Source organism: Flavobacterium sp., from assembly GCF_043778725.1.
Taxonomy (GTDB): Bacteria; Bacteroidota; Bacteroidia; order Flavobacteriales; family Flavobacteriaceae; genus Flavobacterium.
The window spans coordinates 1-24302 of the sequence record NZ_JAYWFT010000108.1 but is presented as its reverse complement, the minus strand read 5'-3'; the positions used below and the strand labels follow the sequence as shown (position 1 = coordinate 24302).

Annotated in this window: 31 protein-coding genes; 2 read left to right on the top strand and 29 right to left on the bottom strand. The window is 31.6% G+C overall.

What is annotated here, in order from left to right:
- Nucleotides 1-39: 39 nt before the first annotated feature.
- The 5 genes from ACH2CG_RS10210 to eno all read right to left on the bottom strand — a co-directional run bounded on the left by ACH2CG_RS10210 (nt 40) and on the right by eno (nt 9092).
- Nucleotides 40-834 (bottom strand): FkbM family methyltransferase, encoded by a 795-nt coding sequence (locus tag ACH2CG_RS10210; RefSeq protein ID WP_395064807.1) that lies wholly within the window; start codon nt 832-834, stop codon nt 40-42.
- 71 nt (nt 835-905) lie between these two features.
- Nucleotides 906-2189 (bottom strand): citrate synthase, encoded by a 1284-nt coding sequence (locus tag ACH2CG_RS10205; protein WP_395064805.1) that lies wholly within the window; start codon nt 2187-2189, stop codon nt 906-908.
- 293 nt (nt 2190-2482) lie between these two features.
- Nucleotides 2483-5431, bottom strand: a complete 2949-nt coding sequence (locus ACH2CG_RS10200; protein WP_395064803.1) for a type III restriction-modification system endonuclease — start codon at nt 5429-5431, stop codon at nt 2483-2485.
- 2 nt (nt 5432-5433) lie between these two features.
- Entirely contained in the window at nt 5434-7428 is a 1995-nt protein-coding gene (locus ACH2CG_RS10195; RefSeq protein ID WP_395064801.1) for a site-specific DNA-methyltransferase, read from the bottom strand.
- Nucleotides 7429-7799: 371 nt separating this feature from the next.
- Complete coding sequence (gene eno / locus ACH2CG_RS10190; RefSeq protein ID WP_395064799.1) at nt 7800-9092, bottom strand: phosphopyruvate hydratase; 1293 nt, start codon at nt 9090-9092, stop codon at nt 7800-7802.
- A 497-nt stretch (nt 9093-9589) separates the two neighbouring features.
- Between eno and ACH2CG_RS10185 the strand changes: the two genes are divergently transcribed.
- Together ACH2CG_RS10185 and ACH2CG_RS10180 are read left to right on the top strand one after the other, a co-directional pair.
- Nucleotides 9590-10486 carry a hypothetical protein gene (locus tag ACH2CG_RS10185; RefSeq protein WP_395064797.1) on the top strand — a complete coding sequence of 299 codons (897 nt, stop codon included), beginning with the start codon at nt 9590-9592 and terminating at the stop codon, nt 10484-10486.
- 247 nt (nt 10487-10733) lie between these two features.
- Nucleotides 10734-11813: a hypothetical protein gene (locus tag ACH2CG_RS10180; protein WP_395064795.1), complete on the top strand. Its 1080-nt coding sequence runs from the start codon at nt 10734-10736 to the stop codon at nt 11811-11813.
- Nucleotides 11814-11844: 31 nt separating this feature from the next.
- On the opposite strand, the gene carA is transcribed toward ACH2CG_RS10180, so the two are convergent.
- The 24 genes from carA to rplV form a co-directional block, all read right to left on the bottom strand.
- A complete protein-coding gene (gene carA, locus ACH2CG_RS10175; RefSeq protein ID WP_395064793.1) occupies nt 11845-12963 on the bottom strand; it encodes a glutamine-hydrolyzing carbamoyl-phosphate synthase small subunit in 1119 nt (372 codons plus the stop codon).
- Between the two features lie 298 nt (nt 12964-13261).
- Nucleotides 13262-13759: a 50S ribosomal protein L17 gene (gene rplQ, locus ACH2CG_RS10170; RefSeq protein ID WP_395064791.1), complete on the bottom strand. Its 498-nt coding sequence runs from the start codon at nt 13757-13759 to the stop codon at nt 13262-13264.
- Between the two features lie 29 nt (nt 13760-13788).
- Nucleotides 13789-14781: a DNA-directed RNA polymerase subunit alpha gene (locus tag ACH2CG_RS10165; RefSeq protein ID WP_395064789.1), complete on the bottom strand. Its 993-nt coding sequence runs from the start codon at nt 14779-14781 to the stop codon at nt 13789-13791.
- 22 nt (nt 14782-14803) lie between these two features.
- Nucleotides 14804-15409: a 30S ribosomal protein S4 gene (gene rpsD / locus ACH2CG_RS10160; protein WP_395064787.1), complete on the bottom strand. Its 606-nt coding sequence runs from the start codon at nt 15407-15409 to the stop codon at nt 14804-14806.
- An 82-nt stretch (nt 15410-15491) separates the two neighbouring features.
- On the bottom strand, nt 15492-15875 hold the full coding sequence (gene rpsK, locus ACH2CG_RS10155) for a 30S ribosomal protein S11 (protein ID WP_395064785.1): 384 nt from the start codon (nt 15873-15875) through the stop codon (nt 15492-15494).
- Between the two features lie 8 nt (nt 15876-15883).
- Nucleotides 15884-16258 (bottom strand): 30S ribosomal protein S13, encoded by a 375-nt coding sequence (rpsM, locus tag ACH2CG_RS10150; protein ID WP_395064783.1) that lies wholly within the window; start codon nt 16256-16258, stop codon nt 15884-15886.
- A gap of 2 nt (nt 16259-16260) precedes the next feature.
- Nucleotides 16261-16377: a type B 50S ribosomal protein L36 gene (gene ykgO, locus ACH2CG_RS10145; protein WP_081932050.1), complete on the bottom strand. Its 117-nt coding sequence runs from the start codon at nt 16375-16377 to the stop codon at nt 16261-16263.
- A 12-nt stretch (nt 16378-16389) separates the two neighbouring features.
- Entirely contained in the window at nt 16390-16605 is a 216-nt protein-coding gene (gene infA / locus ACH2CG_RS10140) for a translation initiation factor IF-1 (protein ID WP_007136545.1), read from the bottom strand.
- Nucleotides 16606-16611: 6 nt separating this feature from the next.
- The gene (gene secY / locus ACH2CG_RS10135; protein WP_395064781.1) at nt 16612-17955 is read right to left on the bottom strand and encodes a preprotein translocase subunit SecY; all 1344 of its coding nucleotides are present in this window, start codon (nt 17953-17955) and stop codon (nt 16612-16614) included.
- Between the two features lie 12 nt (nt 17956-17967).
- Nucleotides 17968-18420: a 50S ribosomal protein L15 gene (gene rplO / locus ACH2CG_RS10130; RefSeq protein WP_395064779.1), complete on the bottom strand. Its 453-nt coding sequence runs from the start codon at nt 18418-18420 to the stop codon at nt 17968-17970.
- Between the two features lie 11 nt (nt 18421-18431).
- Nucleotides 18432-18614: a 50S ribosomal protein L30 gene (rpmD, locus tag ACH2CG_RS10125; protein WP_395064777.1), complete on the bottom strand. Its 183-nt coding sequence runs from the start codon at nt 18612-18614 to the stop codon at nt 18432-18434.
- A 12-nt stretch (nt 18615-18626) separates the two neighbouring features.
- Nucleotides 18627-19151, bottom strand: coding sequence for a 30S ribosomal protein S5 (rpsE, locus tag ACH2CG_RS10120; protein WP_395064775.1), 525 nt, complete (start codon nt 19149-19151; stop codon nt 18627-18629).
- 6 nt (nt 19152-19157) lie between these two features.
- Nucleotides 19158-19511, bottom strand: coding sequence for a 50S ribosomal protein L18 (rplR, locus tag ACH2CG_RS10115; protein WP_395064773.1), 354 nt, complete (start codon nt 19509-19511; stop codon nt 19158-19160).
- Between the two features lie 11 nt (nt 19512-19522).
- Nucleotides 19523-20065 (bottom strand): 50S ribosomal protein L6, encoded by a 543-nt coding sequence (rplF, locus tag ACH2CG_RS10110; RefSeq protein WP_395064771.1) that lies wholly within the window; start codon nt 20063-20065, stop codon nt 19523-19525.
- Nucleotides 20066-20079: 14 nt separating this feature from the next.
- Nucleotides 20080-20478: a 30S ribosomal protein S8 gene (gene rpsH / locus ACH2CG_RS10105; RefSeq protein ID WP_395064769.1), complete on the bottom strand. Its 399-nt coding sequence runs from the start codon at nt 20476-20478 to the stop codon at nt 20080-20082.
- Nucleotides 20479-20618: 140 nt separating this feature from the next.
- A complete protein-coding gene (rpsN, locus tag ACH2CG_RS10100; RefSeq protein ID WP_035125659.1) occupies nt 20619-20888 on the bottom strand; it encodes a 30S ribosomal protein S14 in 270 nt (89 codons plus the stop codon).
- A 3-nt stretch (nt 20889-20891) separates the two neighbouring features.
- The gene (gene rplE / locus ACH2CG_RS10095; RefSeq protein ID WP_395064766.1) at nt 20892-21443 is read right to left on the bottom strand and encodes a 50S ribosomal protein L5; all 552 of its coding nucleotides are present in this window, start codon (nt 21441-21443) and stop codon (nt 20892-20894) included.
- A 2-nt stretch (nt 21444-21445) separates the two neighbouring features.
- Nucleotides 21446-21760: a 50S ribosomal protein L24 gene (gene rplX / locus ACH2CG_RS10090; protein ID WP_395064914.1), complete on the bottom strand. Its 315-nt coding sequence runs from the start codon at nt 21758-21760 to the stop codon at nt 21446-21448.
- A gap of 11 nt (nt 21761-21771) precedes the next feature.
- Complete coding sequence (gene rplN, locus ACH2CG_RS10085; protein ID WP_007803649.1) at nt 21772-22140, bottom strand: 50S ribosomal protein L14; 369 nt, start codon at nt 22138-22140, stop codon at nt 21772-21774.
- 2 nt (nt 22141-22142) lie between these two features.
- The gene (rpsQ, locus tag ACH2CG_RS10080; protein WP_395064764.1) at nt 22143-22403 is read right to left on the bottom strand and encodes a 30S ribosomal protein S17; all 261 of its coding nucleotides are present in this window, start codon (nt 22401-22403) and stop codon (nt 22143-22145) included.
- Between the two features lie 11 nt (nt 22404-22414).
- A complete protein-coding gene (gene rpmC / locus ACH2CG_RS10075) occupies nt 22415-22603 on the bottom strand; it encodes a 50S ribosomal protein L29 (RefSeq protein ID WP_395064762.1) in 189 nt (62 codons plus the stop codon).
- Between the two features lie 12 nt (nt 22604-22615).
- Nucleotides 22616-23041 (bottom strand): 50S ribosomal protein L16, encoded by a 426-nt coding sequence (rplP, locus tag ACH2CG_RS10070; protein ID WP_395064760.1) that lies wholly within the window; start codon nt 23039-23041, stop codon nt 22616-22618.
- A gap of 19 nt (nt 23042-23060) precedes the next feature.
- Entirely contained in the window at nt 23061-23816 is a 756-nt protein-coding gene (rpsC, locus tag ACH2CG_RS10065) for a 30S ribosomal protein S3 (RefSeq protein WP_395064758.1), read from the bottom strand.
- A gap of 5 nt (nt 23817-23821) precedes the next feature.
- On the bottom strand, nt 23822-24232 hold the full coding sequence (gene rplV / locus ACH2CG_RS10060; RefSeq protein ID WP_395064756.1) for a 50S ribosomal protein L22: 411 nt from the start codon (nt 24230-24232) through the stop codon (nt 23822-23824).
- Nucleotides 24233-24302 lie beyond the last annotated feature (70 nt).

Below are 24302 nucleotides of genomic sequence, written 5' to 3'. Positions count from 1 at the left end.
TACTCGATTTAAAGAAGCTTTTGTAACTATAAAAAAATATTATATTTTTCCGGCAAAAGTTATAATTTCGGTTTTATTGAACTTCACGGTTTTATATGGATAATTCATTTCTTCAAACATTTTTTCTAGCTTGATGTAAGTTTGCTCTCCATTAACCCAATGATAAGAAGCAATTGCAAAATTTGGTTTTAAGGTTTTTATAGTTTCCAAGCAACCTTCAATAGCCTCAATCTCGGCACCTTCAATATCCATCTTTATAAAATCAAGTTTTTTAATATTATTTTCTTGAACCCAACTATCAATTGTAATGGCTTTCTTCTTTACTAAAATAGCATTTTCAGGAATCCATACTGCCGATGAGCCTACAGTTCCTGCTTCATAAAAATCTATTTCTGTATTTTTATTCCAAATTAATAAATCTTCAATTACAATAGTATTCTCTAAATCGGAATTAAGATTTATATTTTCTACTATACAATCAATGTTAAACTTATCTGGTTCAAACGCAAAAACTTTTCCGTTTTTACCGGATAACTTAGAAAACAAAAGTGCTAGATATCCACAATTAGAACCTGCATCAATAATAACATCATTATCTTTTACTTTATAGAAATTTTGATAAAAATCAAAATCTGGAACTACATTATACAAAGGATCTACAGATCTAAACTTCAAGTCATTGTAGGTTGTAGAAAAGTATTTTATTGGTTCAAAATTAATACCAAATACTACATTTTTCTTTGAAAAAAAATTATAATATTTTAACTTTATTATGTCTTTATAATGTCCTTTTGGCACAAAAAAGCTAATTATTTTTTTTATTTTCTTCTTCATTTACTATAATTTTCTATAAATATAAAAAAGCTTCGCTAATTAGCGAAGCTTTTATTTAAAAGTATATAAGTTTATCGTTTTTCCATTGCAACAAAATCTCTTAACGGATGACCCGTGTAGATTTGTCTTGGTCGCCCAATAGGTTCTTTGTTAACACGCATTTCTTTCCATTGTGCTATCCAACCTGGAAGACGTCCTATTGCAAAAAGAACTGTAAACATATCTGTAGGAATTCCTAATGCACGGTAAATAATACCCGAATAAAAATCTACGTTTGGGTATAATTTTCTTGATACAAAATACTCATCAACCAATGCCGATTCTTCTAGTTTTTTAGCAATTTGAAGAATAGGATCGTCAACACCAAGGGTTTTTAAAACCTCATCGGCTGCTTTTTTAATGATTTTTGCTCTTGGATCGAAATTCTTGTAAACTCTATGTCCAAATCCCATTAAACGGAATGGATCATCTTTATCCTTAGCTTTGGCCAAATATTTATCGGCATCACCACCATCTTTTTGAATATCCTCTAACATTTCTAAAACGGCTTGGTTTGCTCCGCCATGTAATGGACCCCAAAGTGCCGAAACACCAGCAGAAATTGAAGCGAACAATCCTGCATGAGATGAACCTACTATTCTTACTGTTGAAGTTGAACAATTTTGTTCATGATCTGCATGAAGAATAAATAATTTATCTAAAGCAGCAACAACAGATGGATTTGCAGCATAAGGAGAAGTTGGAAGTTTAAACATCAATTGCATGAAATTTTCAACATATCCTTGTGTATTATCATAATAATTTAAAGGATAACCCATCATTTTTCTGTAAGTCCAAGTTGCAATAACAAGAAATTTTCCCATTGTTTTACAAACTGCTTCATACATTTCTTTTTCATTTTCTACATTAACAACTTTAGGATTAAAAGCAGTTAATGCCGAAGTTAGAGAAGACAATACACCCATTGGATGTGCAGTTTTAGGAAAACCATCAATGATGTTTTTCATTTCTTCATTAACCAAAGTGTATTTGCGAATGTCGTTTTCAAATTGAACTAATTGCTCTTTGGTAGGCAATTCGCCAAAAATAACCAAGAAAGAAACCTCTAGGAAGTCTGCTTTATCTGCTAAATCTTCGATGGCATAACCTCTATAACGAAGAATTCCTTCTTCACCATCAAGAAATGTTATTTCACTTTTACAAGATCCTGAATTTTTATAACCTGGATCAAGAGTTATTGCGCCTGTTAAATCGCGAAGTTTGTTAATATCAATGGCTGGTTCATTTTCGCTTCCTACAATTACTGGAAACTCATATTTTTTGCCATCATATTCTAATATTGCAGTTTTTGACATGATATAAATTGAAAATTAAGTCTGATAAATTAATAATTTAACAAATTTATGGAATTCCAAATGAATTAAAAAAGAAATAGGATAACGTTTTCGTTAATTTTATTATAAAAATTGCAAGATTGGTATAGATTGTTTAAAACTGTAGACGATAGTAATTTATAAAATTAAAAAAAGGCGCACCAAAGTATGCCTCAATTAACTACTTAACCCAAATTATTCTTTAACAATTTTTTCTACTTTACTTCCAGTATCAGAAGTGATTTTTAAAAAGTCTATTTAGTTTTAAGTTGAAATTACATAAGAACATCATCGACAATTTGTTTCATTTTTGTATGACCAATTTGCTCGTGAAATGCTACAGAATATCCGTCAATTGTTAATTGTTTGAAAAACTCTTTTGCACAATTAATCTTTACTTCTTCAATTTTTCTTAAATCAGATTCGTTTTTTACGTCTTTTGTTTCAACAATAATATTTAAAATTTTATTTCCATCTGATTTTTTTACGACATACATAAAATCTGGACTATATGATTGTCCTGTGATTGTTGGTATAGAAATACTTCTTCTTGGAATTTTACCATAAACAACAACTTCATTTATCGAATCTTGAATATTTGATTTTTCTAAAGGAGAATCATAGGCAAAAGTATCATACAAATATTTTTCAACTGGTGTGCCTTCAACAAAATTTGTTCCGATAACTCCTTGTGTTATCTCAAGTTTTGGTGTTCCATTTGCAAAAGTTAATGCTGTTGCATTAATTTTAATATTTGATTTGCTATAAGAAAACTTTCCTTGCAAATTATTAATTTTCCAATCATTGAATTTTGACACAAAATTTGCAACGCTAAATTCATTTATTTTATCCTCTTCAATTTTGTTGGTTTCTGAATATTCAATTAATGCTTGGTTTAACAATTGAATTGGAATATTTGTTTGTTTGTTTATTCTTTTTAGAAATTCTCCGTAGGCTAATTTTTTAATGATTTTATATTGATTTCCGCTACTTTCATTCAATATCATTAAACCATCAGAAGTATTTAATATTTCTCTTTTACTTGAAATAATTACATCTACAAAAACATCATTTTTAAAAAGCAAAACCAATTCATTTTTTAAATAATTATCATTCTCAATTTTCTCATAAAACAATAAATATTTTTGATTTATAGCTTCCCAAAGTGTTTTTATTTCGCCGTATTGAGCCACACGAATTTTTACTTTTCGTTCTTTAACTTTGTTTCTATCTGTTACTTTATTATTGCTTAGTCCTGTTGCAAAGTCTGGATATTCTTCAAAAAAACGATTTGATTTTTCAATAGTAATATTTCTATCCATATCAATATAATCATTGATAAGTAATTGCTTGAACAAATCGTTTTCACTTATATCAAGTTTCTTAGCAACTCTAATAATGTCTTCCTTACTAATATTAAATCCTTTAGGCAACTCATCATTAATTTCTTTAACCAATTTTTCTGCAAAATCGGCTTCGGTAAAATCAATAATATAATTTAGTTTAAAATCTTCGTTAGAAATTCTATTGCCGTTTTCATCAACTGGCAAACGCAAACCTCTTCCAACTTCTTGTATTTTACTATTTTCACTTCCGCTTGAACGAAGTTTTGCAATTGTAAAAACATTAGGATTATCCCAGCCTTCTTTTAAAGTCCATTTAGAAAACAAAAAACGTCTTGTATTGAGTTTTCCATCTTCTGTTTTTATTGATAATAATTTCTTTTTGTCAAACAAAATTTCATTTATTTGGCTCGCAATTTCTTCATCAGAATTAGTATTGTCTTGCGAAAAATAACCAGCATGACAAGCCGAAATATCTAATTTAGATGCTTTTAAATACTCAATATAATCGCTATCATTTTCATTTGAAAGCTTTGGTAAAACCTCATTTATCTTTTCTAATAATAGTTTTTCAAAAGTATTTTTTAGATAGGTTTCTTTTTCGCTTTTTTCATCTTTTCTATACGAATGAATATCATCAATAAAAAAAAGCGCCAATGTTTTTATCTTAAATTTTCTATCAAAATTAATTTTCTCGGTTTCAAAATGTCGGTCAATAGCCAACCGCAACATTTGTTCTTGATATGAAGAAGAATAAATATCGTTTATAAATTCTTCACCTTGAAATTTGGTTTGACCATTTGACAATTCAATATAATTAGAACCAATTGCTTCGATAACAATTCCTTCTAATTCTGTTGAAATTAGAGATAAACTATCGCCTTTTTTCAGTTCAAAAGATTTAGTATTGTTTCCTTTTTGAATGTAATTCAATTTAACTGCTGTTTTGCTTTGAACCGACATAATTTTTACCTTATCTTCTTTATTTGATAATGGTTCAAAATGTTCCTTCGCAATTCCTTTTATTAAATTTTGATTAAACGCATCACAAGCCGTTAGGTTGTAAAGCAAATTATGATAATCTTTAAATGTAGTTTTCGCCTTTGTAATTGTTGGAAAAGTAGCACCAAAGCGAATGATACATTGTGGTTGAATATCATTAACAATAAAGTCAAATGTTTTTTGCTCTTTCGAAAAACGATGCGGTTCATCAATTATTAAAAATGGTTTTGTGGCTTTCAATGCTTCAACTGGACGATGAAATCCTTCTGGACCATAATCATAATCGTTACGATTTAGCATCGCATCTTGCCTAGTACTAAATAATGCCATATTGGTTAGCAAAACATAAATTTTATTGGCGTTTTGACTAGAACCCGAGACAAATTCTCTAACCGTGCTCGGAAAATATTTTTTACCTTTTTTAGTTTTACTCGCTTCCAGAACTTGTAATTCTATTTCTGTGCCATAACCACAAACGTCTTTAAAATGTTTTTTGGTATAACTATCTTGAATAAATTGTTTTGTTCCAGCTTTAATTGCCAATGTAGGCACCACAATTATAAATTTATTTATCTTAAACTTTTTATGAAGTTCAAAAATAGTAGCCACTTGAACATAGGTTTTCCCAGTTCCTGTTTCCATTTTAATATCTAAATTCAAATAGTTTTCAATACCATTCAAATTGATATATTCGGAATCAACTGTATTTCCTTTTTGAACTTTTTTTATTTGTTCTAAAAGTGTTTCTTTATCTTCATCTAACTTTGGATTTGCAAAATAAAAGGTGTTTTTCTTAAAACTATCTTCGGCAAACACATTACTGATCGCATGAACCGCTTTCTCCTGATGAGGCAAACCATTTTTTAAAATTAACTCCATAATTAATACCTTACATCAATATTAATTTTCAAATTCTTCTCGCTGTCGTTCAAGATTTTCAAATTCTTTTCTAACATTTCGGTTACCGACCATTCGTTAAAACTGTAACCAAACAGCACAATATTTTCAGGATTAAAACCAGCAATGGTATCATATTTTTCAAAAAGAACGACCATAGCTTCTTGTGTAAAATCGGGATTTATTAAATACAAATGTTTTTGACAATAATAAGCCGTATAACCTTTTAAATCTATGCTTTCTACTTTTGCATTCAATCCATAACCATCATTGTTTAGCCAAGTTGTTAAAACAGTTTCTGTACCAAAATCGTCTAAAATTGTTGCATCACCAAGCAAACTCGCTTTATCAAAAGTGTCGCATTTGTCTAATGTGTTTTGATTGGGTTCGTTGAGAATAAAATGCTTGAAACCGTAATCTCCTTTTATTTTACCATCTTCATTAAATAGATTAGGCTTTTCAGTTTGGATTTTCTTTGATGCTCTGATAATTCGTTCCATTCCAACATAATCTAATGTTGTTGGTCTGTTTATTTTAGTTAGGAAATCAAATGCAGGTTTTTGGGTTGGGTTTTTAATATCTAAAATTTCAGGTAATTGGATAGCAATGAATCTTCTGTTACCACTATCCTCTGAATTTAACTTCAAAACAGCATTTGCAGTTGTTGCAGAGCCTGAAAAGAAATCTAATACAATATCATTTTCAGAACCAATTTCTATAACTCTTTTTATTAATTCTAATGGTTTTGGATGGTCAAATAGTGTTTCATTAAAAATCTCTCTTACTAATCTTGTACCATCTTCAGTTCTCATTCCACTTTCATCCCAAATAGATTTTACTTTAGTTGTTGATTTTCTGTTTTTCTCATAAATATTCCAACCTCCGTTACTTTTTTGTCTCGCTACAACTTGGCTTTCAAAAGGATTGTTTATAACAATATTTTCATTAGACTTTGGATGACCCCATCTCCAAACACTTTCTTTACCAATTGAATTATATGGTCGCACTTCAATATTAAAATTTTCAGTTTTGTCCAAACTGACAGCACAACATCCATTATAATCTAACATATTTGGATTTACATAAAATGGATAAAATAAATTTGGCCTATTACCACTATGGAATTTAGGATTACGATTTCTCAATTCTCTTAATTCATATCCTCCTTTTTGGTCTTCAATTTTAAATTTAACGACTTTATTTATTTCATTTAGTTCAGAGCTGTCAGATTTTGCAAAACAAAGTAAATATTCGTGAGTTACAGCTATTTGATTATAGTCTCTGCCTCCTGGATTTGCAACTACCATTATTTGAGCAATAAAATTTTCCTCACCGAAAACATCATCACAAAGTAATCTTAAATTAGCTATTTCATTATCATCAATCGAAATAAAAATAACTCCGTCGTCTTTTAATAAATCTTTTGCCAATTGCAATCTTGCATACATAAACATAAGCCAAGCCGAATGCGAAGCGGAATTTCTTTTGGTTAAATCTAAAATTCGTTTGGCTTGGGTTTCGTCAACGCTTAATTTGTCTTGCAATTCATCAACCGTAAAATCGAAATTATCATTATACACAAATCCATCACTTCCTGTATTGTATGGTGGATCTATATAAATACATTTCACACTTTTGGCATACGATTTTAATAAATGCTTCAATCCATCAAGATTGTCACCACTAATATAAATGTTTTCGCTATCCTTATTTTCGGGTAAATTGTTGTGTTCTAAATTTGGAGTAATTACGGTTATAGTATCTAAAGATGCTAAAAGTTTGGCATAACTTTTACCAAGAAATTTAAGTTCATAACCTTCGTGAACAATATCAACTTTATCTTTTAGTTCTTCCTTAAATCGTTCTAAATCGAAACTGCCATCTTTTTTAAAACAAGAAGGAAAGTGTTCTTTGAGAACAGCAATTTCTTTATCGTTTATAGAAACATTTTCATTATTATGGGTTATATTTTTTATCATGCTTTTGTCATGGCGACAAAAAAGAAGTGCAGGCAAATTACAATGCTTGAATTCTGAGGTGGTCGAATACCCTATCCACAAAGCAAAGTAACGCCCACACCTTTTGGCATGAACGTTAGCTTTAAACTCTCCTGTGGATATTTTGAAGTTCGACCTTTCAGAATACAGGAATTTTCGCTAAACGCTAATTTTTATATGTCTTTAGTTTATATCTATAAATTTATTTTTTGTTCAATAGCAAATATAGGATTTTCAATGATACTAAAAATATTGTTTTTGCAAAATGTTTTGATTTAGAATTCGCATATAAAAACAAAAAAACCTTTCAGAGTTTAACTTCTGAAAGGTTTATATATCAATAAATTGATTATTTATTTTTGTTTAAAAGCTTTCAAACCAGGAAAATAAGCAGTATCTCCAAGTTCTTCTTCAATTCTTAATAACTGATTGTATTTCGCCATTCTATCTGAACGAGAAGCTGAACCAGTTTTTATTTGCCCACAGTTTAATGCAACTGCTAAATCAGCGATTGTATTGTCTTCTGTTTCTCCAGAACGGTGTGACATTACTGATGTGTATCCTGCATTTTTAGCCATATTTACAGCTGCAATAGTTTCTGTTAAAGTACCAATTTGGTTTACTTTTACCAAGATTGAATTGGCAATTCCTTTTTCAATTCCTGTTGACAAACGCTCAACATTCGTTACAAATAAATCATCTCCAACTAATTGTGTTTTATCACCAATTAATTCTGTTAAGTATTTCCAACCGTCCCAATCGTTTTCCTGCATTCCATCTTCAATAGAAATAATAGGATAGTTAGCTGCAAGTGAAGCCAAATATTCTGCTTGTTCTCTAGAAGTTCTAATTTTTCCGGTTGCACCTTCAAATTTGGTGTAATCGTATTTTCCGTCCACATAAAATTCAGAAGCAGCACAATCTAAAGCAATCATAACTTCGTCACCAAATTTATATCCTGCGTTTTCAACTGCAATTTTAATAGTATCTAGAGCATCTTCTGTTCCGCCAGCTAAATTTGGTGCAAAACCACCTTCATCACCAACAGCAGTCGAAAGATTTCTATCGTGTAATACTTTTTTTAAATTATGGAAAATTTCAGTTCCCATTTGCATTGCATGTGTAAAAGAAGTTGCTTTTACTGGCATAATCATAAATTCTTGAAACGCAATTGGCGCATCAGAATGTGAACCACCATTGATAATATTCATCATTGGAACAGGCAATGTATTAGCAGAAACACCTCCAACATAACGGTATAATGGTAATCCTAATTCATTAGCAGCGGCTTTCGCAGCAGCCAAAGAAACACCAAGAATAGCATTAGCACCAAGATTTCCTTTGTTAGCAGAACCATCCAATTCAATCATTAATTGATCAATAAGGTTTTGTTCAAAAACAGAAACTCCTAACAATTCTGGAGCAATTTTAGTATTTACATTTTCAACAGCTTTTAAAACGCCTTTTCCCATGTATGCTTTTCCTCCATCGCGTAGCTCAACTGCTTCATGTTCTCCAGTTGATGCACCACTTGGAACTGCTGCACGTCCTAAAACGCCATTTTCTGTTACAACATCTACTTCAATTGTAGGATTTCCTCTAGAATCCAATATTTGTCTTGCGTGTACTTTAATAATAATACTCATTATTGTGTTTATTTATAGTTAGCTATTTGCATATTTACCAAAAAATGGCACACAAATTTAAGCATAAGTCAAAATTAAATCATTCATTTTTAAAAAAACTTATAAACTCAAACGTTTTAGTAACCAATATAATTTGGTTTTATAAAATTGTAAGTAATTACTAATAAAATAGTGTCGGTAATTTTTTAATTGTAGTATTTTATTTGTTTATTTTTAATTTACATGTAGTTAATCGTAATAATTTGCACTTAAAAGATAATAACGCTTTGTGAATCTAAAAGTTATGACTATTTTTATGGTGTCAAATTATCATTTTGTTATATCTCATGAAAAATTGTATCTTTTTTCAAAAATCTACAGTGCAATCATTTTATTATAAATTTTGCCTTGCCCTATTTTTTTGTTTTTGTTCAAATGCAAATGCTCAAAATTATAGAAATGCTAAAGCATACATTAATGACTTTGGTAAAAACGAACTGTTTGTAAAAGAATCGTTAATGGAATATTCAACTTCAATTATTGATGCAAGTCCAGATGATAGAATTCAAAACACATTAGAACGAATATATTTAAAACTAGAGGACATCAATGTAAATTTAATGAGCAATGATCGTGGCATTAATAACGACACAACTTTAAGAGATGCCTTCATTAAATTGAACACTAAAACCATAACACTTTTAAAAAACAAGTCATTAAAACTTAATGATTACAATGCACAAAGCGGCTTAGACTACTCTGAAATATTTAAAAATTTTTCTTATAAAGAATATGAAATTTCTAAATATTATTCTGAAATACTTGGTTATGAGAATGCAAAAAAAGAATTTGGACTTAAATACAAAATTAACATTCGCAACTTTAATAAAATAAATGTCTTTGAATACAATGCTTATCAAAATTTGATTTTCTATAAATTAAATGTTCTAGATGATAAATTAGTTCAGTTATTAAAATACAGAAAAGAAGATGATGTTGTTGAATGTATTAATTTCATGACAAATGTAAGTCAGGAATCATTGATCAAAACCGATCTTTTTAAAGACGATTTCACCGATACTTCTCTTAACGATGCCAATATTGAGCTTATCAATTTTATGCTTTTACAAAACGAAAAATTACTTCCGTTATATCAAAAATACGTAACAGTTTATGATGATTTTCAAAAAACGAAAGCAACGTTTATGGAACCAAATACTGTTATGAAAATTGAGGATTACAATGCAGAAGTAAGGCGCTATAATGAAATCAAAAATAATTTTTTTAATGCGTTATATGAAATTCAAATAAAAAAGAAAGAACTACTTAACCGTTGGTATTTTACAAACAGTCAGTTTTTAAAAAACAATATTGAATTTGAAAATCTCTATGAAAAATTCACCAATCTAGATTAATAACAAAAGGATTTCTAAATAAGCAAGAAACCTTTTTTAATTGATAATTTTATGTTTTTAACATTATTAAAAACAACCTTTTACTATTTTTTATCGTACATATTAGGCTAGCTAATATTAAAATTTGGATTGTGAAATTTAAAAAGTCACAATAAGAATTTTAATTATGTAAGTTTAAAATGTTTATTTGTAACATTTTAGATCAATGTTGCTGGTAATTTTACATTAAATATTAAAAGTTATTATCATGAAAAAATCTATTACTACAATCCGTCAAAAAAACTATTTACTAACCCTAAATTGGTTTGTACTATTTCTTTTCATTTTACCAACATTTTCTCATTCGCAAGAAATAAAATCTGCTGGATATAGAACTCTAAAAGCCTATATAGATGATTTTGCAAAGAATGAACTTTTCATAAAAAAATCATTAATTGAATATTCAAATACCATAATAGAAAATCAAATGGAGAGTAGGTCTTTAGCCACATCTACTAGGATTACTGAAAAATTAAAAAGTATTAATGCAAACATTAAGCAAAATGATAAAGGGTTTGAGAAAAATACTTTGTTAAGAGATAGCTTTTTAAAAATGAATGAAAAAACTATTGAATGCTTAAGCAATGGCACTTTAATTATGAATGACTATACCTCACAATCGCAAAATAGTGTAAGTGAAATAAGTGCAAATCTAAAAGAAAGAGATCTTGCTTTAATAGGATATTTTGAAGAGCTAAAACGATTCGAGATAAGCAAAAAAGAATTTGCAAAAATGAATAATTTCAATTTTAAAAATCTTGGCAGTAATACTATTTTAGAGTATAATGCTTATCAAAATGTGCTTTTTTATAAAATTAATGTAATTGACGAAAAACTAAATGCTTCTATAATAAACGTTAGCAAAGATGACTTTACAGCATGTATAAATGCATTAGACAATGTTTACCAAGAAGTACTTTTAAAAACAAGTCAATATAAATCTATTTTTAATGACACTTCACTTAATAGTGAAAACATTGCTTATTCAAATTTTATCTATTCACAGAAAAAGAAAATAATACCTTTATTTAATGATTTTGCAAATGAATATACTAGTTTACAAAAACTTAAAAAAATGCCAAACAACAATTCAAAAGAAAGCATAGACCGTTACAACTTGGCGGTAAAATCATATAATTTAAAGAAAAATGCCTTGTTTGATATGCTTGATGTGATTCAGAAAAATAAAAAAATTATGTATAACAATTGGTTTGTTGTGAACAGAACTTTCTTAAAAAACAATATTAAATTCACTGATATTTATGAGAGTTATACCTTTAATGACTAAACAAAAAACGGATGCAATTGCATCCGTTTTTTTATACTGTTTGTAATTTTTCTTTCTTAATGTTTTCTATAAATTCATCAAATAGGTAAGCTGAATCATGCGGACCAGGACTTGCCTCTGGATGGTATTGCACAGAGAAACAATTTTTAGATTTCATTCTCATTCCAGCTACTGTATTGTCATTGATATGATAATGAGTGATTTCTAAATCATGATGATTCTCTAGCTCTTCTCTGTTTACAGCAAAACCATGGTTTTGAGATGTAATTTCACCTTTACCGGTTTCTATATTCATCACTGGATGATTAATTCCACGGTGACCATTAAACATTTTATAGGTTGAAACTCCATTAGCCAAACCGATAATTTGATGCCCAAGACATATCCCAAAAACTGGTTTATCTGAGGCAATAATTTGTTTTGCAGTTTCTTGAACTTGCTCAAGTGGTTCTGGATCGCCTGGACCATTTGATAAAAAATATCCATCTGGATTGAAGGCTTTTAAATCTTCAAATGATGTGTTGTATGGGAATACTTTTATGTAGCAATCTCTCTTAGCAAGATTTCTTAATATATTTCTTTTTATTCCTAAATCTAGAGCTGAGATTTTATAAGTTGCATTTTCATTTCCATAAAAATAAGGTTGTTTGGTAGAGACTGTAGAAGCTAATTCTAATCCTTCCATATTAGGAACATTTGCCAATTGTTTTTTTAATTCTTCTATTGAAGTTCCATCGGTTGATATTACCGAATTTTGTGCTCCATTATCTCGAATATAACTTACTAAAGCTCGTGTATCTACATCTGAAATGCAGATTAGATTTTGCTTTTTAAAGTAATCAAAAAGATTGCTTTCAGAATCGGGACGCGAGTGATTGAAGCTAAAGTTTTTACATACTAATCCAGAAATCATTATTTTATCGGATTCTACTTCGTTGACGTTAACTCCATAATTTCCAATATGTGGATTAGTTGCTACCATTATTTGACCGAAATAAGATGGATCGGTAAAAATTTCCTGATAACCTGTCATTCCTGTATTGAAGCAAACTTCACCGAAAGTTGTGCCTGAAATTCCGATAGATTTTCCGTAGAATATTGTTCCGTCGGCTAGAAGTAGGATGGCTTGTGGTTGTGTTGTGTATTTCATTAGTTGTAGTTAGTGAAAAGTAGTTTGTTGTTGTGTTGCAAATTTAAGATAAACTTTTATAATTCTAAAGTTGATTTAATAAAGTTTATAAACATTCCAATAGATACCTTTTTAGCCCTGATTGGAGTGGAAATCCTCACCTTTTTTTGGTGAGATTGGAATGGAAAGCAGGAATATGGTTTGCTAAAGATGCCCTAACCATTCGCTCAACCTACATTCTCGATAACAAATTTAGATTAGACATAAAAAAAAGGATAAACTAGAAAGCTTATCCTTTATATTTATGAAATTGAATTCATTATTCTGCTGAATCGGTAGTTTCTTCTGCAGCAGCTTCAGGTGCTGAAGTTTCAGTTGCAGGAGTTTCAGATTTTTTAGCTTTACCACCACGACGGCTTTTAGCTTTTTTCTCTTCTTTTTTACCACCGTTGTAAATTTCATTGAAATCTACTAATTCGATCATAGCCATATCAGCGTTATCACCTAAACGGTTTCCAACTTTGATGATACGAGTATATCCACCTGGACGATCACCAACTTTAGCAGCTACTTCTCTAAAAAGTTCAGTAACGCCATATTTGTTACGTAGGTAAGCGAAAACGATACGTCTGTTGTGAGTAGTATCTTCTTTTGATTTTGTTATAAGCGGCTCAACGAATTGTTTAAGTGCTTTTGCTTTGGCAACAGTTGTGTTAATACGTTTGTGCTCAATAAGTGAACAAGCCATATTAGCTAACATAGATTTTCTATGTCCAGTCTGTCTGCTTAAGTGATTGAATTTTTTTCCGTGTCTCATTTTAAATGCTATTTAACTTGAATAAAGAACTAGTCTTTATCTAATTTATATTTTGACAAATCCATTCCGAATGTTAAATTTTTAATAGCTACTAGTTCGTCTAGTTCTGTTAAAGATTTTTTACCGAAGTTACGGAACTTCATTAAGTCGTGTTTGTTAAAAGAGACAAGGTCTCCTAATGTATCAACTTCAGCTGCTTTTAAGCAATTTAATGCTCTTACAGATAAATCCATATCAACAAGCTTAGTTTTAAGCAATTGTCTCATATGTAATGATTCTTCATCATAAGAATCTGTTTGAGCGATTTCGTCAGCTTCTAGCGTAATTCTCTCATCTGAGAATAACATGAAGTGGTGAATTAATACTTTTGCAGCTTCGGTAAGAGCGTCTTTTGGATTAATAGAACCATCAGTTTTAATTTCAAAAACTAATTTTTCATAATCTGTTTTTTGCTCTACACGGAAGTTTTCAATAGCGTATTTCACATTTTTCACAGGAGTGAAAATAGAATCTGTAAAGATTGTACCAATAGCTGCGTTTTGTTTTTTATTTTCTTCTGCAGGAACATATCCTCTACCTTTTTCAATTGTTAATTCCATATTGAAATTAACTTTTGGGTCAAGATTACAGATTACTAATTCAGGGTTCAAAACTTGGAAACCAGAAATAAATTTTTGGAAGTCACCAGCTGTGATTTGCTCTTTACCTGTTAAAGAAATAGTAACAGATTCATTATCTATGTCTTCTATCTGACGTTTGAAACGTACTTGTTTAAGACTTAGGATAATTTCTGTAACATCTTCAACAACACCTGAGATAGTTGAAAACTCGTGCTCAACACCTTCTATTCTTATAGATGTAATTGCGTAACCTTCTAAAGCAGAGAGTAAAACTCTTCTTAGCGCATTACCAACTGTCAATCCGTATCCTGGTTCTAAAGGTCTGAATTCAAACTTACCTTCAAAATCGGTTGAATCGATCATGATAACCTTATCGGGTTTCTGAAAATTAAATATTGCCATAATTTTAGACTGGTGTCAATTATTATTTGTTGTACAACTCTACGATTAATTGTTCTTTGATGTTTTCAGTAATTTGCAATCTTGCAGGAACTGAAACGAAAGTACCTTGTTTAGTGTCATTGTTCCAAGTGATCCACTCGTAAACGTGACTAGAATTAGATAATGAACGCTCGATAGACTCTAAAGATTTAGATTTTTCACGAACAGCCACAACATCACCTGGTTTTAAGTGATATGATGGAATATTTACTAATTCACCATTAACAGTAATGTGACGGTGAGAAACAATTTGTCTTGCTGCTCTTCTAGTAGAAGCAATTCCCATTCTATAAACAACGTTGTCCAAACGAGCTTCGCATAATTGCAAAAGGATTTCACCTGTTACACCTTTAGAAGCAGCTGCTTTTTCGAATAAGTTTCTAAATTGTTTTTCAAGAATACCGTAAGTGTACTTAGCTTTTTGCTTTTCCATCAACTGCACTGCGTATTCTGATTTTTTACCTCTTTTTTTAGACATACCATGTTGCCCAGGAGGATAATTTCTTTTTTCGAATGCTTTATCAGCTCCGAAGATTGCTTCGCCAAATTTACGAGCAATTTTAGTACTAGGACCAGTATATCTTGCCATTTTAAATTGTTTTTAGATAGAGATTATGAATTCAGGTCTAAATCCTTCGATAATCTTAATTCTATCTTTGTTATACTATAAATTATACTCTACGTCTTTTAGGAGGACGACATCCATTATGTGGCATTGGAGTAACGTCAATAATTTCTGTTACTTCAATTCCGCTATTATGTAAAGATCTGATAGCAGATTCTCTTCCATTACCTGGACCTTTTACATAAACTTTTACTTTTTTCAAACCAGCTTCTAATGCTACTTTACCACAATCTTCGGCTGCCATTTGAGCTGCGTATGGAGTGTTCTTTTTAGAACCTCTAAAGCCCATTTTTCCTGCAGAAGACCAAGAAATTACTTCACCTTTCTTGTTAGTCAAAGAAATGATGATGTTATTGAAGGTAGCACTAATATGAGCTTCGCCTGTAGATTCAATAATAACCTTACGTTTTTTTGTACTTGCTTTAGCCATATTACTTACTATTTAGTTGCTTTTTTCTTGTTAGCAACAGTTTTTCTCTTACCTTTTCTTGTTCTAGAATTGTTTTTAGTTCTTTGTCCTCTTAATGGAAGACCAGATCTATGACGAATTCCTCTGTAACATCCGATATCCATTAAACGTTTAATGTTTAATGAAGTTTCTGAACGAAGTTCTCCTTCAATTTTGTAATATGATACAGCCTCACGAATTGCTCCGATTTGGTCATCATTCCAATCTTGAACTTTAGTATCTTGGCTTACTTGAGCTTTTTCTAAAATCTCAATAGCTCTACTTTTTCCTACTCCGAAGATATAGGTAAGTGCTATAACACCTCTTTTGTTTTTAGGTATATCTACCCCAGCTATTCTTGCCATAATTATCCTTGTCTTTGTTTAAATCTAGGATTCTTTTTGTTAATAACGTATAATCTTCCTTTTCTACGCACAATCTTACATTCTGCGCTTCTTTTCTTTACTGATGTTCTTACTTTCATTTTTTAATAACTTTAGTATCTGTAAGTGATTCTTGCTTTAGACAAATCATAAGGACTCATTTCTAGTTTTACTTTGTCACCAGGTAACAATTTAATGTAATGCATACGCATTTTTCCAGAAATGTGTGCGATAACGATATGTCCGTTTTCTAATTCTACACGGAACATTGCATTTGATAATGCTTCAATTATTGATCCGTCTTGTTCTATTGCTGATTGCTTTGCCATAAAAGATTAAGCTACTGCTTTTCTATTTTTACCACTTTTCATCAAACCATCATAATGCTTATTCAATAAATAAGAATTTATTTGTTGAATAGTATCAATTGCAACTCCAACCATAATGATTAAAGAAGTTCCTCCATAGAACATAGCCCAAGATTGTTGTACATCTAAACTTACTACAATTGCTGGGAACACAGCTATTAAAGCTAAGAATAACGAACCTGGAAAAGTTACTAAAGACATGATTTTATCAAGAAAATCTGCTGTATCAACTCCTGGTTTTATACCTGGAATGAAACCACCGCTTCTCTTTAAATCATCAGCCATTTTATTAGTTGGAACTGTAATTGCCGTATAAAAGAATGTAAAGACAATGATTAATGTAGCAAATACTAAATTATACCAAAATCCGAACATATTACTAAATGCTCCTGCAATAGTTTGGGAAGTTTCAGATTGAGACAAACCAGCTAGAGCTGCAGGAATAAACATAATTGCTTGAGCAAATATGATAGGCATAACACCTGCTGCATTTAATTTTAATGGAATCCATTGTCTGTTTCCACCCATCATATCTTGTTCAAAATCACCAGAAGTAGTTCTACGAGCGTATTGTACAGGTATTTTTCTAATTGCCATTACTAAAAGTACACAAGCAATAATTACTAATAACCAAACAATAATTTCTAAAACTAAAATCATCGGACCACCATTATTATTGGTAACTCTTGAAGTGAATTCTTGAATCAAAGCTTGTGGTAATCTTGCTAAAATTCCGACCATAATTAATAGAGATATCCCGTTTCCAATCCCTTTATCAGTTATTTTTTCTCCCAACCACATAGCAAAAATTGTACCTGTAGTTAAAATTAAAACTGATGAAAATAAGAATGAAAAAGAATCAAAACCTAACAAAAATGCACTACTTGGGATTGTTCTATACAAATTATAAATATAACCTGGACCTTGAAGCAAAGTGATACCAATTGTTAACCAACGTGTAATTTGGTTTAACTTTTTTCTACCACTTTCACCATCCTTTTGTAATTTTTGTAAATAAGGAATTGCAATACCCATTAACTGAACAACAATTGAAGCAGAAATGTAAGGCATAATACCTAATGCAAAAACTGAAGCTTTAGAAAAAGCACCGCCAGTAAACATGTCAAGAATTGAACCAATTCCTTTATTAGTTTGACCAGCAAGCCCTCCAAGCTGTGTTGCATCTATACCAGGAAGAGTTACGTGAGCACCAAATCTATAAACTAAAAGTAAACCTAAAGTAAACAAGATTCTGTTTTTCAATTCCTCTATTTTCCAAACATTCTTAAACGATTCAATAAAATTCTTCATATAGTCAGAATATTATAATAATACAACTTCTCCACCAGCAGCTTCAATAGCAGCTTTTGCAGTAGCAGTAAATTTGTGAGCAGATACTTTTAATTTTGCTTTTAGTTCACCTCTACCTAAAATCTTAACTAATTCAGATTTGGTAGCTAAACGGTTCTCAACTAATACTGAAAAATCTACAGTATCCGTAACGATTCCGTTATCAACTAAAGCTTGAAGAGTGTCAAGATTTACACCTTGATGCTCAATTCTGTTAATGTTCGTGAAACCAAACTTAGGCACACGTCTTTGAAGTGGCATTTGACCACCTTCAAAACCAATTTTCTTAGAATAACCAGAACGAGATTTTGCTCCTTTGTGACCTCTTGCAGAAGTACCACCTTTACCAGAACCTTCTCCTCTACCTAATCTTTTATTTTGATTGTGTGTAGAACCTTCAGCAGGTTGTAAGTTACTTAAATTCATAACTATAATTGTTATTTAACTTCCTCTACGGAAACTAAGTGTTTAACTTTATTTATCATTCCAAGGATAGTTGGATTTGAATCATGCTCAACAACTTGTCCCATTTTGCGAAGACCTAAAGCTTCTAAACCTCTTTTCTGAGTGAGTGGACAATTGATTTTGCTTCTTACTTGTTTTACTAATACTTTAGCCATAATTTCCTTGAATTAACCTTTAAAAACTTTCTCTAAAGAAACTCCTCTTTGTTTTGCAACAGTAAGAGCGCTTCTCATTTGTAGTAATGCATCAAAAGTTGCTTTAACCACGTTGTGTGGATTAGAAGAACCTTGAGATTTTGATAATACATCATGAATACCTACTGATTCAAGTACTGAACGAACAGCACCACCAGCAATAACTCCTGTACCATGAGATGCAGGCATTAAAAATACACGAGCACCACCAAATTTACCTTTTTGTTCGTGAGGAACTGATTGTCCACTTAAAGGAATTCTAACTAAATTTTTCTTAGCATCTTCTACTGCTTTCGCAATTGCTTCAGAAACATCTTTAGACTTTCCTAATCCATGACCAACTACTCCATTTTCATCACCAACGACAACAATCGCAGAAAAGCCAAAAGCTCTACCTCCTTTTGTTACTTTGGTAACACGATTTACACTTACCAAACGATCTTTCAATTCAAGACCACTTGGTTTTACTAACTCTACATTCTTGTATTTATTAGACATACTATATTAGAATTTAAGTCCAGCTGCTCTTGCGCCTTCTGCTAATGATTTAATACGACCGTGATATAAATAACCTCCTCTATCGAAAGTTACTGTTTCTATACCGGCTTTCAACGCTTTTTCTGCAACAAGTTTTCCAACTGTTTGTGCAACTTCTACGCTTGTACCTTTACTATCTACTCCTTTATCTCTAGATGAAGTAGCTAATAAAGTAACACCATTTACATCGTCTATGAGCTGAGCATAGATTTCTTTATTACTTCTGAATACAGAAAGTCTTGGTCTAGCAGCAGTACCACTAACAATCTTTCTTATTCTATACTGGATTCTCTGTCTTCTTTCAGATTTTGATAATGACATAATCTTTATTTTTAAGCTGATTTACCCGCTTTTCTTCTTAATACTTCACCTACAAACTTGATACCTTTTCCTTTGTATGGCTCAGGACGACGGAAATTTCTAATTTTCGCAGTAACCTGACCTAAAAGTTGTTTATCATAAGAAGTAAGTTTTACGATAGGGTTTTTACCTTTCTCAGAAATTGTTTCTAAAGTAACTTCTTTAGCGACTTCTAGAACGATATTATGAGAAAAACCTAAAGCTAAATCAAGTTTTTGACCTTGATTCGAAGCTCTGTATCCCACACCCACAAGCTCTAATTCTTTAGTGAAACCAGTCGATACACCAACAATCATGTTATTGATTAATGATCTGTACAAACCATGTTTAGCTCTTTGGTCTTTGTGATCAGAATATCTTTCTACCACAACTTGACCTTCTTCAATTTTAACAGTAACGTCCGAAAACTCCTGTGTAAGTTGACCTAATTTTCCTTTAACTGTAACCACTCCTTCTGCTACTTCTACAGTAACTCCGGCAGGGATTGCAACTGGATTTTTACCTATTCTTGACATCGTTTAGCTTTTAATTAGTATACGTAACAAATTACTTCTCCACCAACATTTAATTGCTTAGCTTGTTTTCCTGTCATCAATCCTTTTGATGTAGAAACAATAGCAATACCCAAACCATTTAAGATTCTTGGTAATTTAGAAGCACCTGCGTACTTACGTAAACCTGGTTTACTAATTCTTTGGATATCTTTAATTACTGCCTCTTTGGTATCTTTATCATACTTCAAAGCTATTTTGATTGAACCCTGAACAGAGTTGTCCTCAAATTTGTAACTTAAGATATATCCTTGATCGAATAAAATCTTTGTGATTTCTTTTTTCATGTTAGAAGCAGGAATCTCAACCACTTTGTGGTTTGCTTTCGTTGCATTTCTAACTCTCGTAAGATAATCTGCAATTGGATCTGTATACATATTTATAAAATTTTGGCTACGGTTTTCAGAAGAACTATTCCGCTGAACCTGAAACCATTAAACTCATTTTTTAAAGCAGATAATTGTACGTTACCTGCAAAAAGCTGGCAAATGTACAATTATCTGCTGAAATAAACTAACTACCAGCTAGCTTTCTTTACTCCTGGAATTAATCCTTGGTTAGCCATTTCACGAAATGTTACACGTGAAAGACCGAATTGACGCATATAACCTCTTGGTCTACCTGTTAATTTACAACGATTATGTAAACGAACTGGTGAAGCATTTTTAGGTAATTTTTGTAAACCTTCGTAGTCTCCAGCTTCTAATAAAGCTTTTCTCTTCTCAGCATACTTTGCTACTGTTTTTTCTCTCTTAACCTCGCGGGCTTTCATTGATTCTTTAGCCATGTCTTAATTCTTTTTAAAAGGTAAACCTAATTCTGCTAATAATGATTTTGCTTCTTTATCGGTACCTGCTGAAGTTACAAAAGTAATATCCATACCTGAAATTTTGTTTACTTTATCAATATCAATTTCAGGGAAAATGATTTGTTCCAAAACTCCAAGGTTATAATTTCCTCTTCCATCAAATCCAGTAGCTTTGATACCACTAAAGTCTCTTACACGAGGTAAAGCTGAAGTAATAAGTCTATCTAAAAACTCATACATTCTTTCTCCACGCAAAGTAACTTTTGCACCAATAGGCATTCCTTTTCTTAATTTGAATGACGCTACGTCTTTTTTGGAAATTGTAGCTAAAGCTTTTTGACCAGTAATTTTTGTTAATTCGTCTACTGCGTAGTCAACTAACTTTTTATCTGATACAGCTGCACCAACTCCACGGCTAATAACGATTTTTTCAAGTTTAGGAACTTGCATTACGTTTTTGTAACCGAACTCTTCTTTAAGAGCAGGAATAACTCTGCTCTTATATTCTTCTTTTAGTCTAGGGATATATGCCATAACTATAATACTTGATTTGATTTTTTAGAAAATCTCACTTTCTTATCTCCTTCTACTCTAGTTCCAGTTTTTGTAGCTTCTTTAGACTTTGGATCTATTAAAGACAAATTAGAAATATGAATAGGAGCTTCTTTCTTTACGATTCCTCCTTGAGGGTTTTTTGCACTTGGTTTAGTATGTTTCGAAACCATGTTAGTACCTTCAACAATCGCTTTATTATTCTCACGGCTCACTTTAACAACTTTACCTTCTGAACCTTTATGGTCTCCAGCAATAACTCTTACAATGTCACCTGATTTTATTTTTAACTTTGTCATCATTAATCGAATTAAAGCACCTCTGGTGCTAATGATACAATTTTCATGAATTGTTTTTCACGAAGTTCTCTTGCTACTGGACCAAAAACACGAGTTCCTCTCATTTCTCCTGCTGCATTCAAAAGAACACAAGCATTGTCATCGAAACGAATATAAGAACCATCAGCTCTTCTCACTTCTTTTTTGGTACGTACAACAACTGCAGTTGAAACGGCACCTTTCTTAACGTTTCCGTTCGGTGTTGCGTCTTTAATTGATACTACAATTTTATCTCCAACAGAGGCATAACGACGTTTCGTTCCTCCTAAAACACGTATAGTCAAAACTTCTTTTGCTCCCGTGTTATCTGCTACTTTTAATCTAGATTCCTGTTGTACCATAACTATTTCGCTCTTTCAATGATTTCAACTAATCTCCAACATTTTGATTTTGATAAAGGTCTTGTTTCCATGATCTTTACTGTATCACCAATGTTACAGTCATTTGTTTCGTCGTGTGCAACGTATTTTTTTGTTTTCAACACGAACTTACCGTATAATGGATGTTTTACTTTTCTTGTCTCAGAAACAACAATAGATTTCTCCATTTTGTTGCTAGTAACTACACCAACTCTTTCTTTTCTTAAATTTCTTTTATCTTCCATCTTTCAGCAGATTACAATTCTCTTTTGCTTAATTCAGTTGCCAATCTAGCCACCGCTCTTCTCATTGTTCTGATTTGAAGAGGGTTTTGAATTGGTGAAATAGCGTGAGCGGTTTTTAATTCAGCATATGTTTTTTTTACTTCACTAAGTTTAACTTGTAACTCAGCTGTAGAAAGACTAATAACTTCTGATTGTTTCATAATTTATATATATTATGCTTCGAAATCTCTAGCAACAACAAACTTAGTTTTAACTGGTAGCTTTTGCGCTGCAAGACGTAACGCCTCTTTTGCAACTGACAAAGGAACTCCTCCAACTTCAAACATAATTTTTCCGGGTTTAACAACGGCAGCCCAATATTCAACGGCACCTTTACCTTTACCCATACGTACCTCAAGAGGTTTCTTTGTTATAGGTTTGTCTGGGAAAATATTAATCCATAATTGTCCTTCTCTTTTCATGAAACGAGTTGCAGCAATACGCGCTGCCTCAATTTGACGTGAAGTTAAAAACATACCATTTTCATGTACAGATTTAATTCCAAACATTCCACTTGAAAGCATATGTCCTCTCTGAGAGACACCTTTCATTCTACCTTTTTGTACCTTACGGTATTTTGTTCTTTTAGGCTGTAACATTTTTCTTTAATTTAAAAAATTACTTTCTTTTACGTGCATCTGGTTTACCACCTTTGTTGTAAGGTTTTCTATCTCCTCTTGGAGAGTCTCCACCTTTTCCACCAGAAGCTTGTTTTTTATCCATTCCAACAAGTGGAGATAAATCACGTTTTCCGTAAACCTCACCTTTCATGATCCATACTTTTATTCCCATTCTACCATAAGTAGTATGAGCTTCACCAAGTGCGTAATCAATATCAGCTCTGAAAGTTGACAAAGGAATTCTTCCTTCTTTAAAACCTTCTGAACGTGCCATTTCAGCACCATTCAAACGACCAGAAATCAAAACCTTAATACCTTCTGCATTCATACGCATTGCCGCTGCAATAGCCATTTTAATAGCTCTTCTATATGAAATACGGCTTTCGATTTGACGAGCGATGCTTGTTGCAACTAAATAAGCGTCTAACTCAGGTCTTTTAATTTCAAAGATGTTGATCTGAACCTCTTTGTCTGTAATTTTCTTAAGTTCTTCTTTTAACTTGTCTACCTCTTGGCCACCTTTTCCGATAATAATACCAGGTCTTGCAGTAGTGATAGTAACGGTTACAAGTTTTAAAGTTCTCTCGATGATTACTTTTGATACACTAGCTTTTGATAAACGAGCATGAATATACTTTCTGATTTTATAATCTTCAGCGATTTTATCACCGTAATCATTTCCACCGTACCAGTTTGAATCCCATCCTCTGATGATACCAAGTCTGTTTCCTATTGGATTTGTCTTTTGTCCCATCTTAATTAATTGCTTTGTGTGTTATCATTAGCTCCTAACACGATTGTTACGTGGTTTGAACGTTTTCTTATTCTATGTGCTCTTCCTTGTGGAGCCGGACGAAGTCTTTTTAACATCATTCCACCATCAACACGGATTTCTTTTATAAACAAGCCTGCTTCTGAAACATTTCCTTCAGTATTTTTCTGCTCCCAATTATTGATTGCAGATAATACTAATTTTTCTAATTTTCTTGAAGCTTCTTTTGAGCTAAATCTTAATATATTTAAAGCTCTTTCCACTTTCTGACCTCTTACCAAGTCTGCTACTAAGCGCATTTTTCTAGGTGAAGTAGGGCAGTTATTCAATTTTGCAAAAGCTATAGACTTATTAGCCTCTTTTCTTGCATCTGCTGTTTCTCTTTTACGAACTCCCATTGCTTCTTATTTTTTACCTTTGTTTTTTGCTCCAGCGTGACCTCTAAATGATCTTGTTGGTGAAAATTCT

What these genes read in the sequence shown, in the direction of transcription:
- secY (WP_395064781.1), bottom strand. Translation starts at nt 17,955, where the DNA reads ATGAAGAATTTTATTGAATCGTTTAAGAATGTTTGGAAAATAGAGGAA.
- rplP (WP_395064760.1), bottom strand. Translation starts at nt 23,041, where the DNA reads ATGTTACAGCCTAAAAGAACAAAATACCGTAAGGTACAAAAAGGTAGA.
- ACH2CG_RS10185 (WP_395064797.1), top strand. Translation starts at nt 9,590, where the DNA reads ATGGAATATTCAACTTCAATTATTGATGCAAGTCCAGATGATAGAATT.
- rplE (WP_395064766.1), bottom strand. Translation starts at nt 21,443, where the DNA reads ATGGCATATATCCCTAGACTAAAAGAAGAATATAAGAGCAGAGTTATT.
- ACH2CG_RS10195 (WP_395064801.1), bottom strand. Translation starts at nt 7,428, where the DNA reads ATGATAAAAAATATAACCCATAATAATGAAAATGTTTCTATAAACGAT.
- ACH2CG_RS10205 (WP_395064805.1), bottom strand. Translation starts at nt 2,189, where the DNA reads ATGTCAAAAACTGCAATATTAGAATATGATGGCAAAAAATATGAGTTT.
- rplR (WP_395064773.1), bottom strand. Translation starts at nt 19,511, where the DNA reads ATGTCATTATCAAAATCTGAAAGAAGACAGAGAATCCAGTATAGAATA.
- carA (WP_395064793.1), bottom strand. Translation starts at nt 12,963, where the DNA reads ATGAAATACACAACACAACCACAAGCCATCCTACTTCTAGCCGACGGA.
- ACH2CG_RS10180 (WP_395064795.1), top strand. Translation starts at nt 10,734, where the DNA reads ATGAAAAAATCTATTACTACAATCCGTCAAAAAAACTATTTACTAACC.
- ACH2CG_RS10200 (WP_395064803.1), bottom strand. Translation starts at nt 5,431, where the DNA reads ATGGAGTTAATTTTAAAAAATGGTTTGCCTCATCAGGAGAAAGCGGTT.
- rplV (WP_395064756.1), bottom strand. Translation starts at nt 24,232, where the DNA reads ATGGGAGTTCGTAAAAGAGAAACAGCAGATGCAAGAAAAGAGGCTAAT.
- rplF (WP_395064771.1), bottom strand. Translation starts at nt 20,065, where the DNA reads ATGTCAAGAATAGGTAAAAATCCAGTTGCAATCCCTGCCGGAGTTACT.
- ACH2CG_RS10165 (WP_395064789.1), bottom strand. Translation starts at nt 14,781, where the DNA reads ATGGCAATATTTAATTTTCAGAAACCCGATAAGGTTATCATGATCGAT.
- rpsH (WP_395064769.1), bottom strand. Translation starts at nt 20,478, where the DNA reads ATGTATACAGATCCAATTGCAGATTATCTTACGAGAGTTAGAAATGCA.
- rpsN (WP_035125659.1), bottom strand. Translation starts at nt 20,888, where the DNA reads ATGGCTAAAGAATCAATGAAAGCCCGCGAGGTTAAGAGAGAAAAAACA.
- rpsE (WP_395064775.1), bottom strand. Translation starts at nt 19,151, where the DNA reads ATGTCTAATAAATACAAGAATGTAGAGTTAGTAAAACCAAGTGGTCTT.
- rplX (WP_395064914.1), bottom strand. Translation starts at nt 21,760, where the DNA reads ATGACAAAGTTAAAAATAAAATCAGGTGACATTGTAAGAGTTATTGCT.
- rplO (WP_395064779.1), bottom strand. Translation starts at nt 18,420, where the DNA reads ATGAATTTAAGTAACTTACAACCTGCTGAAGGTTCTACACACAATCAA.
- rpsQ (WP_395064764.1), bottom strand. Translation starts at nt 22,403, where the DNA reads ATGGAAGATAAAAGAAATTTAAGAAAAGAAAGAGTTGGTGTAGTTACT.
- rpsK (WP_395064785.1), bottom strand. Translation starts at nt 15,875, where the DNA reads ATGGCTAAAGCAAGTACAAAAAAACGTAAGGTTATTATTGAATCTACA.
- rplN (WP_007803649.1), bottom strand. Translation starts at nt 22,140, where the DNA reads ATGGTACAACAGGAATCTAGATTAAAAGTAGCAGATAACACGGGAGCA.
- rpsC (WP_395064758.1), bottom strand. Translation starts at nt 23,816, where the DNA reads ATGGGACAAAAGACAAATCCAATAGGAAACAGACTTGGTATCATCAGA.
- rpsM (WP_395064783.1), bottom strand. Translation starts at nt 16,258, where the DNA reads ATGGCAAGAATAGCTGGGGTAGATATACCTAAAAACAAAAGAGGTGTT.
- rpsD (WP_395064787.1), bottom strand. Translation starts at nt 15,409, where the DNA reads ATGGCAAGATATACTGGTCCTAGTACTAAAATTGCTCGTAAATTTGGC.
- rpmD (WP_395064777.1), bottom strand. Translation starts at nt 18,614, where the DNA reads ATGGCTAAAGTATTAGTAAAACAAGTAAGAAGCAAAATCAATTGTCCA.
- rpmC (WP_395064762.1), bottom strand. Translation starts at nt 22,603, where the DNA reads ATGAAACAATCAGAAGTTATTAGTCTTTCTACAGCTGAGTTACAAGTT.
- ykgO (WP_081932050.1), bottom strand. Translation starts at nt 16,377, where the DNA reads ATGAAAGTAAGAACATCAGTAAAGAAAAGAAGCGCAGAATGTAAGATT.
- ACH2CG_RS10210 (WP_395064807.1), bottom strand. Translation starts at nt 834, where the DNA reads ATGAAGAAGAAAATAAAAAAAATAATTAGCTTTTTTGTGCCAAAAGGA.
- eno (WP_395064799.1), bottom strand. Translation starts at nt 9,092, where the DNA reads ATGAGTATTATTATTAAAGTACACGCAAGACAAATATTGGATTCTAGA.
- rplQ (WP_395064791.1), bottom strand. Translation starts at nt 13,759, where the DNA reads ATGAGACACGGAAAAAAATTCAATCACTTAAGCAGACAGACTGGACAT.
- infA (WP_007136545.1), bottom strand. Translation starts at nt 16,605, where the DNA reads ATGGCAAAGCAATCAGCAATAGAACAAGACGGATCAATAATTGAAGCA.